This window comes from Sphingobacterium shayense (assembly GCF_013179575.1).
In the GTDB taxonomy this organism is placed as follows: Bacteria; Bacteroidota; Bacteroidia; order Sphingobacteriales; family Sphingobacteriaceae; genus Sphingobacterium; species Sphingobacterium shayense.
The window spans coordinates 1-12274 of the sequence record NZ_JABMCQ010000136.1 but is presented as its reverse complement, the minus strand read 5'-3'; the positions used below and the strand labels follow the sequence as shown (position 1 = coordinate 12274).

The window sequence follows — 12274 nt, the reverse complement described above, 5'->3', positions numbered from 1 at the left end:
TATCTTTTGACGACGGTGAAACTGAGATTCGTCCGAATAATTCATTTTTGCATGATAATGTAGATTAATAATTACCCTATTATAAAAAAAAAGACAGCTTAAGCTGTCTTTTTTTTTTATAATAGGGAGAGCGAAAATTCGACCATTGTTTTTAGGTGAAGAAGACTTAATAAATACACTAACCATTATTAATGGGTGAATTGCGAAGTAGCATCAGGAGATTCTTCAATCACAAATGAAGTAACATATATTATTTATCTCGATACAAAGTCATTCCATCCGAACTTTTTTTTATATTCAGATCTAAAATAAATTAAAACAGATATTTGAAATGTCGACTAAATTAAACAATCCAGTATGGATAATGAGCTCTGCGTATGATAAACTCTCTTTGGATCAATTAATAGATGTTGCAGGGAGCGTCGGAGCACAAGGAATTGACTTATGTGTATTTCGAAAAGATGGATCTCGCGAGGATCATACAGCGACACACTTGAACTATGAAAATTTTTCAAGGGATGACGCGAAATTTTTGCTTGAGAGATTTAACACTGCCGGCCTAGGATTGTCTCTTGGTGCGTTCGAGAATATGATAGGGGGGGAGCAACAGGAACGAATAGCGAATCAAAATCATTTACTCCGTTTGATTCGTATAGCTCACTTTTTGGGAGGAGATAGCAACGATGTTAAAGTAGGGACTTTTGTAGGATATAACCATGAAATGGGGGACCAAATAGATGGTTTTCAAAAAAACTTAGACGAATATCAGCGTGTTTTTACCCCTATTGTTAAGTATGCCGAGGATTTAGGTGTGACGATAGTTTATGAGAATTGCCCAATGGAAGGTTGGCGTTCTGCTCGTTATACATCAACGTATAACAATTTACCTGCTGTACTGGCAGCACGTAAATTGATGTACGCTATGATACCGAGTAATGCCCATGGAGAGATTTACGATCCGTCTCATGATATATGGCAAAATAATGATCCTGTAGAAGTAATTAAGCAAATGGACATTAGCCGCTTAAAACGTGTTCATGTAAAAACGACGCGCAATTTAAAAACAAAGGGCCGTGTCGAGTGGGGAGGGATGTATCCAATGCAGGCAGTCGATGAATCTCTCGCTCGTACTGCCAACGTAACTATATCTCAACACGATTGGGATCGCCATCATTATGAAGCGATGTTACCCGGTTTCGGTGGCACAGATCATATGGATTGGAATGATTTTGTAGCGATCTTGCATCAGAAAGGGTTCAGCGGACCTTTTGAAATCGAGAATGAGGCCAAGAACTCGAAAGATACAGCTAGTCTATTCGCTACGAATCAAGGATTCGAAAGTTGTATTCGCTTTTTAGCGCCGTTATTGTGGGAATTGGACAGTGAGAAAGGTTATGTATATGCTAATCACAAGACTCTTCAATTCCCGAATGTGCATGACGTGCCTGAGGTTACAATTGATAAGTTGTAATTATTTTTATTAAATAAGGCTCGGGAATTAATATGTAATATTCTCAAGCCTTATTTACTGTTAATCGTTATAAAGAGATTCTTTTAGTCTTCACTATGCAATTTATATATTTCTATTAACTCAGGGATATTATTTGCATTTAGCTTTTCAAATATTCTACTTTTATAAGTGCTAACTGTTGAAGAGCTTAAATCCATTAAGCTGGCTACTTCCAGAATTCCGAGTCCTTTGATAAGGTGCTTAGCAACGTCCATTTCTCGATTTGACAACTGATGCAGCGGATTGCTCTCATTAAAATCAGCCTTGCTACTAGTCAGTTTTTGGACGTAGAGCTCGTTAACGGTATCTGACATGTATTTCCCGCGCGATTCGATGCTTTGTATGGCATTTTTGAGTTCAGACATGGCAGTATTTTTATTTAAGTAGCCAGCTGCACCAGCGCTAATATAACGAAGCGCATATAAGCTCTCTTCATAAGAAGAAAACACGAGGATTTTTATTTTTGGCTGGATGGAAAGTATTTTTTTGATGACTTTTATATTGTTTCCGCCAGGCATGTTGATGTCAAGCAATAATATGTCTATAGGAGAATTGTTTAATGTTGCGTATACCTCATCGTAGGTTTGTGCCTGTAAAATTGCAGCTGTTGGAAGGGTTTCTTTGATAATAACAGATGCACCGAGTCTTACGATGCTGTGATCGTCTGCGATAAGAATGTTTTTCATAGATTTGAGGCAGGAAACACGCTCATTGGTTAGGTTTTGCGTGAGGAATGCGCCTGCGTATCGCTACTTCCTGTTTAAAAAAAATTATAGAACGAATTTTAATCCTTTTTGCTATCATCGATCTTTTTGAGGCTATTGCTATTATTTACCCCGTTTTCGATTTTAATCCGTTGTAGTAAGTGTAGATGTTTTGTTTACATAGGTTCAGTCTTATTTATTCATCGTTTTTTTGATCTCCGCACTTTAAAAATAGTGATTATTAATGGAAAATATTAGATAAATTTTATCGTCTTCTCTGCAAGTCTTCTTCGTGCCTTCCCGAGGTATATTGATTTGTAAAAACGCATTTTTTAAAATTTGGGAAGAATTAAAGGAACGCTTCGAATAGTACACCTAAATATAAATAATGGTTAATATACTTAGCTTAGGATAAATATACTTGAATTTTGTATATTTATTAAACATTTTTGTTTGTCAAATATATTAACAGATTTATTTATGGGATTATTAAAAGAATTTAAAGAGTTTGCGATGCGCGGTAGCGTGGTCGATCTTGCAGTCGGTGTGGTTATTGGAGGAGCTTTCGGGAAAATAGTAACCTCGTTAGTAGATGATATTATCATGCCTCCTATTGGATATATAACGGGCGGTATCGATTTTGGAAGTTTAAAGTATGTTCTTAAAGAGGCTAACGAAGCAGCGGGAGTTGCTGAGGTGTCTATAAACTACGGTAACTTTGTTAATGTGATCATTCAGTTTTTAATTGTTGCGATGTGCATTTTTGCGGTTATAAAGGGTATGAACTCTTTGAAAAAGGAGGAAGTTGCTGCCGTTGAAGAGCCTGCGGGACCTACTAAGGAAGAAGTGCTATTAACTGAGATTAGAGATTTATTGCGTAATAAATAAGAGATCTAGAGGGATAGGGCTCAGGCAAAGCTATCGTCTATTCGACGGCTTTGCCTTCCACCGATATAGGAGAACATATAACGTAATAAAAAGTAAAAGATTGTTTGCTTATTTTCTAAATTTACCTTACTTTTGCATTCCCCTTGGAGGGAACAAGTTGATTTAAAATATATAAAACAAGCATAATATAGCGTCATGAAAAGAACATTTCAGCCTTCGCAAAGAAAAAGAAGAAATAAGCACGGATTCAGAGAGCGTATGAGTTCTGCTAATGGTAGAAGAGTATTGGCTTCTCGCAGAGCTAAAGGTAGAAAACGCTTAAGCGTTTCTGACGAATACCGTCATAAAGGTTAATATTTGTATTAATCGGTGACTGCTGAAGGCTTGTGCGCCGACATTAGGTCATCATGAACTATACATTTAAGAAAGAAGAACGATTATGTAGTAGAAGGCTTATTGATAGTCTTTTTCATGATGGTTCTTCTTTTGTTGTATACCCCTATAGGGTGGTCCTTAAATCTTTTGAACCTGTTGATGGTAGTGCGTCTATACAATCCGTCATATCTGTATCTAAGCGGAGGTTTAAAAAGGCTGTCGATCGAAATTATATTAAGCGGCGAATGCGGGAGGCGTTTCGATTGCAGAAATTTATGCTGGTTGAGTTTCTTGAAGAACATTCACTACATTTACTTGTCGCATTTCAATACGTAGGCAAAGGGCGTGATATGCCCACGTCGGCAGACTTACATCCTCGTATGGCGGTAGTATTAGAACGATTGAAAGATGAAAGTCGCAAACTATATTTGGGGGAAACTGATTAAATACCCTTTACAGGTGTTATTTATTTTAGTTATTCGGTTCTATCAAATATTTATATCCCCTTTACTTGGCGCAAATTGTCGATACTCTCCAACGTGTTCTCAGTACGGTAAGGAAGCTATCTTGAAACATGGTCCTTTTAAAGGCGGGTATTTAGCAATTCGGCGTATTCTTCGCTGTAATCCATGGGGAGGGCATGGGCACGACCCTGTTCCTTAGTGATGAAATATGAAAGATATTTTTATTTTACAAATTGAGACAGCTACTCCGATTTGCTCCGTAGCAGTCAGCAAATCTGGGGAAACCATTGCGATTGTTGAGGCTGCACAAATGAATATCCACGCAAGTCAGCTAACAATTTTTGTCGAAGAAGTATTAAGGAATGCGGAGATATCGATGCAGCAGCTTGATGCGATTGCAATAAGCATGGGGCCGGGATCCTACACAGGGCTTAGAATTGGAGTCTCGACAGCGAAGGGACTTTGTTACGGATTAAATTTACCTCTGTTAGCTATTAATACATTAGATAGCATGGTTCATGGTTTTTCAATGTTACAAACTGCTAAAGATGGATACAGCCTTGTACCTATGATCGACGCCCGTAGAATGGAGGTTTATACAGCTCAGTATAACATGGTTGGGTTGGCGAAAACCAAGGATACTGAGGCGTCAATTATAGATTCGGATTTTTTTGCACATACAATCGACAATTTTATTTTGTTTGGAAATGGTGCCGATAAGTTTGCCGATATGTTTACCTCTGTAAAGAATGTGACTATTGCAATGTCATTCTCGAATTCGGCGGGCCACATGAGTCAGCTAGCCTATGCTAAATTTTGTAGTAAAAGTTTCGAAGATCTCATTTACTTTGAGCCTTTTTATCTAAAAGATTTTATACCTACGATGCCGAAATCACGATGATTATAACCACTTGCGTCTTCTGAACCAGTAGTATATTAAAATGGCTAAAAATGCCATCATAATCATTACAGCGGGGTACCCGTAATACCATTCTAATTCCGGCATATTCTTAAAATTCATCCCATAGACTCCAACTATAAAGGTAAGAGGCATAAAAAATACCGATATTATGGTTAACGTGCGCATAATATCATTGGTATGGTTTGATTCGATATTGAAGTAAATGGAAAGTAATTGTGCTGTATTTTCAGCGGTATTCCGATAAAGCGTTGAGCACCTATTGTATGCGTCTTTTAAATCTTGTGTGTAAATGTTTTGAAAAGCTGACACATGGAAAAAGTCAACGATGTCTCGATAAAGTGTAAGGATAATTCTAATTAAATCAATCTGGCGTTTGATATAATAAAGTTGTTGTAAGAAGCCCTTTCTTCGTTTATGAAGAAACACCATTTCTTCGTAATTGTCGAGTCGAGGTGTTAGCTTGTTTATAAGAAGGTTTTCAAATGTTTTTAATGCTTCGGAAGCTATATGGTTAATTAAGTGTTTGCTGGAGCTTAATTTTTTTATTGGGAAATTTGTGGTCAGCTTTTCAATGTAATCTATCTTGTTCCTGTGGACGGTAATGACAAATTTTTCGCCAAAAAATAATGAAACTCGGTCCGAAATCTCAGTTAACGTATCAGAGAAACTGTCTAAATCAGAAGGGATGGATCGGATAATTAAGAAATGGTACTCATCAAACTCTTCGATTTTAGGAAGCTGACCTATCTGTAAACAATCGTTTATAGAGGCGTCATGAAGTCGATATTTCTCTTTTAGTTCTATAAAATCCGCCTTCGTAGGCTCTAGGATGTCTATCCATTCAAATCCTGAGGTGGAAAGTTCTAAAATTTTTCTAACCATAATTTGAGCCGTCTATTTATTAAACAAGGTATTAATCGATACGATAAAATCCAAATAGATTATATAGAATTAGCATAAAAAAAGCGGCTTTCTGTAATTACGTAGAAAACCGCTTTGTAGAAGTGAGAGATGACTTTATTTTTTCTCTTTATCCTTTTTCTCTTTATATTCTTTATTTAACGCTTCGATAACGTCATTTGTGATTTCCAATTTTGAATCGGCATATAAAACAGTAGGATTTGACTTTGAATAAGTTAACACTAGTTTATAGCCTTTTTCTTGGGCATGTTTCTTTAGGTACTCTGTAATTGTATTATATACATTATTGAATTCGGTTGATTCATCCTGCGCGATCGAAGCGGACGCATTTTGATCTAAACGACCTAGTTCATCTTGTTTACGCGCTAGTTTTTCTTCTGTAGCCTGACGTTCAGAAGCACTCATAGATGCAGCTTTTTGTTGATAATCTGCAACTTCTCTTTGGAAGGCTTGGCCTTTCGATTGTAAATCACCTTGTGCTTTCTTTACTTTGGCTTCAAGTTTGGTTCTAATATCTTTAAAATATTCGTATTTCTCTGATAATGTGTCAGAATTGATATAAGCAATTTTGTCGTCTGCCGCAGTTCCAGATACTGTTGAAGTTGAGTCTGTCGATTTACTTCCGCCTGGAGTTTGGTTTTGATTACATGAAGCCGCAGCGATAACAACGGTCAATCCAAGTGTAACTTTCGTTAATGTTGTGAATAGTTTATTCATCCTTTTATTTTTTCTAATTTCTGATTCAAAAAGCAAACCTAATATAAATAAATTATATTTTAATGTTTAAGGAAATTTTCTTTTAAACTACAATCACATCTAAAGCTCTCTGGATTCTGTGCTCAAAGCTTAACTGTTTCTAAAACTAAGTATGTGCTAATATAAGATAAGTTCACCCAAAGGAAATGGTAAATTCTTGATGCCCTAGGCGATAACGAGTGAGGTCGCTATATACAATTTTCTCTTCCTTGTAGGATTTAGATATCAGTGGGTTTAAGGTTGTTTTCTTTCGACGTATATTTTTCGATCATTAACCTAGTCGATGGGTTGCCGCTTATTACAATCAGAATAATATATAATGTATTGGTATATAGTTGTTTATTTGTTCCTTATTAGACGTAAATATTTAGGTTCCGTTCTACAATAACCCTTCGCAGATTTCTATGATTTTTAAAGAGTGTCTCTCGAGATTATATTTGATTTTCAGGGGAAAAATTCGTATTTTTGAATGTTAAACAATACTCATTTTAATTAAATTTCATGAGCGAAGAAAAGAAGAATATGTCAACGTACTCGGCTGATAATATCCAAGTTTTAGAGGGGTTAGAAGCTGTGCGTAAGAGGCCTTCCATGTACATCGGGGATACCGGTGTTAAAGGTTTGCATCACTTGGTATATGAGGTTGTTGATAACTCCATTGATGAGGCAGTTGCTGGATATTGTAATGATATTAAGACGGTTATACACGCAGATAACTCAATTTCGGTTACTGATGACGGACGTGGAATTCCTACAGGTATCAACAAGAAAGAAAATAAGTCTGCACTTGAACTTGTTATGACCGTACTGCATGCTGGTGGTAAGTTTGATAAGGACACGTATAAAGTGTCTGGTGGATTACACGGTGTTGGTGTTTCGTGTGTGAATGCGCTTTCATCTCATTTGTCAGCAGTGGTACATCGTGAGGGGAAGATTTTTCAGCAGGAGTATAAAAAGGGTAAACCTCAATATGAGGTTAAGGAGATTGGAGAAAGTGAGATAACAGGTACGACGGTTACTTTTAGTCCGGATCCTGAAATTTTTACGATGACTACGGTTTATAATTACGATACCTTAGCAAACAGACTTCGTGAGTTGGCCTTTTTAAATAAGGGCGTGCGTTTAATTTTAATTGATGAACGCGAGCGAAATGAAGACGGCACATTTAAACAAGATGTATTTTTCTCGGAAGGCGGACTGCAAGAGTTTGTTAAATTTTTAGACGGGACACGTCAATCACTAATTCCCGAACCAATATATGTAGAAGGAATCAAACAAGGTATTCCAGTAGAACTGGCGCTTCAATATAATGATACTTACTCCGAGAACGTTCACTCTTATGTAAACAATATCAATACGATTGAGGGTGGTACACATGTAGCAGGTTTTCGTAGAGGATTAACGCGTACACTTAAAGGTTATGCTGATAAATCAGGACTGCTTAAAAATCTTAAAGTCGATGTCACGGGCGATGACTTCCGTGAAGGATTAACCGCTGTAATATCAGTCAAAGTTGCAGAACCCCAATTTGAGGGACAGACTAAAACAAAACTCGGAAATAACGAGGTTATGGGAGCAGTTGATATCGCTGTGGGGGAGATTCTGAGTGCATACTTAGAAGAGAATCCTAGAGAAGCAAAAACAATTGTCCAAAAAGTAGTGATCGCAGCACAAGCTAGAGCGGCGGCGCGTAAAGCACGTGAATTAGTGCAACGAAAAACAGTGATGGGTGGTTCTGGTTTGCCGGGTAAATTGGCTGACTGTTCAGATAATGATCCTCATAAATGCGAGATTTTCTTTGTTGAGGGTGATTCCGCGGGAGGTACGGCTAAGCAGGGTCGAAATCGTCGGTTTCAAGCTATCATGCCGCTTCGTGGTAAGATTCTAAATGTCGAAAAGGCGATGGAGCATAAGATTTATGAAAACGAAGAGATAAAAAATATGTTTACGGCTCTCGGGGTCAGCGTCGGTACTGCCGAGGATTCTAAAGCACTTAATATTGAAAAGCTACGCTATCATAAGATTATCATTATGACGGATGCCGATGTCGACGGTTCGCATATTGCTACCCTTATATTGACTTTCTATTTCCGTTATATGAAAGAATTGATTGAAAAAGGATATGTTTATATCGCTACTCCTCCATTGTATCAAGTGAAGAAGGGTAGGGAATCTGAGTATGCTTGGAACGAAGATCAACGCCTAGCAGCCATTCAACGGCTTAAGGGGAGCGGGAAAGAAGATTCTGTCAGTATTCAACGATATAAAGGTCTTGGAGAGATGAATGCAGAACAGTTGTGGCAAACTACCATGGATCCTGATTTCCGCACTCTTCGTCAAGTTACCATTGAAAATGCAGCAGAATGCGATCGTATATTCTCGATGCTAATGGGTGATGAAGTTGCTCCACGTAGGGAATTTATTGAACGAAATGCTCGATATGCAAAAATTGACGTATAATGAATTTTTGAAATTATAGAAGAAGAGTCTAGCCGAGTTGGTTAGACTTTTTTGTTATATTCGGATTTAGAAAAGAGCGAGATTATGTCAAATATTGATTTTATTCAAGAAGAAAAAGCGGCTGATATTGGAAACTTTTTGGTCGGACGCCTGCTTCCATTTCGCCAAAAGCGTACTATTGGCCCATTTGTTTTTATTGATCACATGGGGCCTGCCTGTTTGGCTGATTATCAAAATTTAGATGTGGCACCCCATCCACATATTGGTCTTTCTACGCTTACCTACCTCTTCGACGGAGCGATAACGCATAGAGACAGTATGGGTAACGAAATAGAGATCCATCCTGGGGCGGTAAACTGGATGACGGCGGGCAGAGGCGTGACGCATTCGGAACGTACACCGGAGTATCTAAGAACACGTGATAAGTTCCTCCACGGACTACAGATATGGGTAGCATTACCGAAAGAGCTCGAATTCATGGAACCCGAATTTTATCACGTCGATGCTCCGGATATTCCGGCATGGTCCGATGGAGATGTTTCTTACAAGTTGATCGCAGGCGAAGCATTTGGGAAACGGTCAAAAGTTCCTGTTTATTCTCCTTTGTATATGCTTGAAATTACAGCTGCCAAGGATGTTACGATAGACATCGGTGACCAACTCTTTGGTGAAAGCGGTTTATACATCCTCGATGGAGAAATAAAGAACCTGGGACATACTTATGGATCAAAGCAAATCTTGATAACTAAGGATGCTCACTTATGCTCATTTTCCATGAAAGCTGGTACGACTGTATATATATTTGGAGGAGAGGCCTTTGTGGAAGAACGTTTTATTTTTTGGAATTTTGTTGCTACGGATAAACAAACAATAGAGGGAGCGAAAGAACTCTGGCGAAATCATCAATTTCCTAGAGTTCCTAATGATGAGGGGTATGTTCCACTTCCTGAAACTCATTTAAAGTGATTGGGTTAATCTCGATATTTAAGGTGGTAAACTATGCCGATTCCTAGGTTCCATATCTCACTGAAGTCAACAGAGCGGATGTTTTTGACATAATTGATCACTCGTTTATCGGTAGCACCTATTTCGTAATAGAATCCCCATTTATTCACGCGGACCTCACTTCCCACAAATACGGAGACATTTAGCGCCGTAGGGAAGTAGTAGTAGCCCTCGTCGTAGTAATCTGGCAGCCCCAAAAAATAGTTGTCACCAAACGAGTAATTATAGAGCATACCAATATTAAGCCAGTTAACCTCTGTTTTGGTCATTTTATAGTTGCGATATAACGTCGCGTATTTTCCTTTGAGTGTTATCGATTGGATAGGATCATCAGCATATTTCGATGGAACAATGCCGTAAAATAAATCCGCTTTCCATCGTTTGCTTTTCGTCTGAAATCCTATTCCTGCGGAAAACATACCGATATTTCCCGCATACTGAATTTTTATAGTACTGGGCATAATCTTATAAAAAAAAGAACTTGTGTCCTTTTGTTGTGCTTGTAGGTTTGTGATGAGGAAGCAAAACAGTAGTAATGCGGTGAAAGTGTGACAGTTTTTCATTAATAGTTGATGAGGTGCTGTTGTATTGTATTTCCTTTAACATGTACCAAAATAAAGGACCTAGAGATTAAAGATGGTGCTACTAAGTAATCTACTCCATCATTAAAAGGTTGATCAAATCGATAGGTATGTGTATGGCCATGTAGAGAGAGAAGAGACTTTGAGTTATGTGCCAAAAGTGCGGTATATGCTTCCAGTTTGTCTGGATCAAAATCTGGAGAATAAGGAGGGACATGTGAGAGATAAATTATATTTTTCACCTCGTTATTGACAGCCTGTTCCGATTTTATCCAATCAAGGTTGGGAACTGTTCCGTCAAACGATACTTCTCTAGAGTTGCTGTTAAACGCAATGAACTTCGTCGATCCGAAGTTGAATGAAAAATTTTCATGACCGAAATAGCGGCGATATACTTCACGGCCATTTCCTAACATGTCGTGGTTTCCGATTACACCAACAATTGGGAACTTTAATTTTCGTATATCATCGTAATATAGGTTGTATTCGAAGTTAGCTCCGTAGTCTGAAAAATCTCCTCCATGTAGGACAAATGCAACGCTGTCTAGGGAGTATTTCCTATTAGCGAATTCGACAAATTCTTCTAGTTCATCATAAGCAATTTGCGTGTCCGATATGAATAGGAACGAAAAGGTGTCGGTTGGGGTTAACTCTTGAATTTGTTCGATAGCTTTCTGGTTCATATTTCTAGCTAGCGGTTTCACTTCAAGCACTGAATATTGAAAGTTTCTCTTGCAGGCCGAAAAAAATAGTATAGCAGCAATTAATAATAGAAGTGTTACGCGTCGATCGTCATTCATTTTAGTAGTTAATTAATAATTCTTACAAGGTTAAAAATTTATTAATTAACTACTGTAATCAAAAAGTCAGTTTATAATCAAAAAAAAATCCCCGGCTTTTCAACCGGGGATTTTGAAGTATTTAGAGAGATCTATTTATTTAGATTTCTTTTCATCACCTTCCATTTGCTCTTTTAATTGAGCAAGTACATCTAAATCACCTAAAGTAGATTTCTCAACAGAGTCTTTTACTTTTTTCACAGCGGAGTTAGCAGCTTTTGCTTCTTTTTTACGAGCATTGAATTCTTCAATACGTGCTTCAGCTTTCTGGTCTTCCCAAATGCGTGAGTGTGATATTACTAAACGTTTGTTTTCTTTGTTGAATTCGATGATTTTGAACTCGTTCACTTCATCAACTTTCAACGCAGTACCATCTTCTTTAACAGAATGTTTGTTAGGACAGAATCCTTCAACACCATATTGTAAAGCTACGATATCGCCTTTGTCACCAACTTTGATTACTGTACCTTCGTGAACTGAACCTTCAGTGAAGATAGTTTCGAAAGTATCCCAAGGATTTTCTTCAAGTTGCTTATGACCTAATGATAATTTACGGTTTTCTTCATCTAGTTCTAAAACAACTACTTCTAATCTTTCACCAACTTTAGTGAATTCGTTAGGGTGGTTGATTTTTTTAGACCATGAAAGATCTGAAATGTGAATTAAACCATCGATACCATCTTCTAATTCTACGAATACGCCGAAATTAGTCATGTTTTTAACAACTGCAGATTGTTTCGATCCTACAGGGTAACGTTCTGTGATGTTTTTCCAAGGGTCAGGAGTCAATTGTTTGATACCCAAGCTCATTTTACGATCGTCGCGATCTAACGTCAAGATTTCTGCTTC

The 12274-nt window shown here is 37.7% G+C and carries 14 protein-coding genes; 8 read left to right on the top strand and 6 right to left on the bottom strand.

Annotation, left to right across the window (positions count from 1 at the left end; genetic code table 11):
• Positions 1–331 precede the first annotated feature (331 nt).
• Entirely contained in the window at positions 332–1471 is a 1140-nt protein-coding gene (locus HP439_RS14335) for a sugar phosphate isomerase/epimerase family protein (RefSeq protein WP_172391023.1), read from the top strand.
• 83 nt (positions 1472–1554) lie between these two features.
• On the opposite strand, the gene HP439_RS14330 is transcribed toward HP439_RS14335, so the two are convergent.
• Positions 1555–2196, bottom strand: a complete 642-nt coding sequence (locus tag HP439_RS14330; protein WP_172391022.1) for a response regulator transcription factor — start codon at positions 2194–2196, stop codon at positions 1555–1557.
• 498 nt (positions 2197–2694) lie between these two features.
• Here HP439_RS14330 and mscL point away from each other — a divergent pair, with 498 nt between their 5' ends.
• From mscL to tsaB, 5 genes are all read left to right on the top strand, one after another.
• Complete coding sequence (mscL, locus tag HP439_RS14325; protein WP_172391024.1) at positions 2695–3102, top strand: large-conductance mechanosensitive channel protein MscL; 408 nt, start codon at positions 2695–2697, stop codon at positions 3100–3102.
• Between the two features lie 195 nt (positions 3103–3297).
• Entirely contained in the window at positions 3298–3456 is a 159-nt protein-coding gene (gene rpmH / locus HP439_RS14320; protein WP_086947645.1) for a 50S ribosomal protein L34, read from the top strand.
• A 53-nt stretch (positions 3457–3509) separates the two neighbouring features.
• Positions 3510–3923, top strand: coding sequence for a ribonuclease P protein component (locus tag HP439_RS14315; RefSeq protein ID WP_172391021.1), 414 nt, complete (start codon positions 3510–3512; stop codon positions 3921–3923).
• Positions 3886–4140, top strand: a complete 255-nt coding sequence (gene yidD, locus HP439_RS14310) for a membrane protein insertion efficiency factor YidD (protein WP_172391020.1) — start codon at positions 3886–3888, stop codon at positions 4138–4140. The genes HP439_RS14315 and yidD overlap by 38 nt, the downstream gene beginning before the upstream one ends.
• Before the next feature lie 9 nt (positions 4141–4149).
• Entirely contained in the window at positions 4150–4842 is a 693-nt protein-coding gene (gene tsaB / locus HP439_RS14305) for a tRNA (adenosine(37)-N6)-threonylcarbamoyltransferase complex dimerization subunit type 1 TsaB (RefSeq protein ID WP_172391019.1), read from the top strand.
• Here the strand turns inward: tsaB and HP439_RS14300 are convergent, their stop codons facing one another.
• A complete protein-coding gene (locus HP439_RS14300) occupies positions 4843–5745 on the bottom strand; it encodes a CorA family divalent cation transporter (protein WP_172391018.1) in 903 nt (300 codons plus the stop codon).
• 135 nt (positions 5746–5880) lie between these two features.
• Positions 5881–6501 carry an OmpH/Skp family outer membrane protein gene (locus HP439_RS14295; RefSeq protein WP_172391017.1) on the bottom strand — a complete coding sequence of 207 codons (621 nt, stop codon included), beginning with the start codon at positions 6499–6501 and terminating at the stop codon, positions 5881–5883.
• Between the two features lie 540 nt (positions 6502–7041).
• Between HP439_RS14295 and gyrB the strand changes: the two genes are divergently transcribed.
• Positions 7042–9000, top strand: a complete 1959-nt coding sequence (gyrB, locus tag HP439_RS14290; RefSeq protein WP_172391016.1) for a DNA topoisomerase (ATP-hydrolyzing) subunit B — start codon at positions 7042–7044, stop codon at positions 8998–9000.
• A gap of 84 nt (positions 9001–9084) precedes the next feature.
• Positions 9085–9966 carry a pirin family protein gene (locus tag HP439_RS14285; protein WP_172391015.1) on the top strand — a complete coding sequence of 294 codons (882 nt, stop codon included), beginning with the start codon at positions 9085–9087 and terminating at the stop codon, positions 9964–9966.
• A gap of 5 nt (positions 9967–9971) precedes the next feature.
• Here HP439_RS14285 and HP439_RS14280 read toward each other — a convergent pair whose 3' ends face one another.
• From HP439_RS14280 to HP439_RS14270, 3 genes are all read right to left on the bottom strand, one after another.
• Positions 9972–10466 (bottom strand): hypothetical protein, encoded by a 495-nt coding sequence (locus HP439_RS14280; RefSeq protein ID WP_172391014.1) that lies wholly within the window; start codon positions 10464–10466, stop codon positions 9972–9974.
• Positions 10467–10567: 101 nt separating this feature from the next.
• Complete coding sequence (locus HP439_RS14275; RefSeq protein WP_172391013.1) at positions 10568–11386, bottom strand: metallophosphoesterase family protein; 819 nt, start codon at positions 11384–11386, stop codon at positions 10568–10570.
• A 135-nt stretch (positions 11387–11521) separates the two neighbouring features.
• The coding region (locus HP439_RS14270; protein WP_172391012.1) for a S1 RNA-binding domain-containing protein at positions 11522–12274 on the bottom strand (753 nt) is incomplete at its 5' end.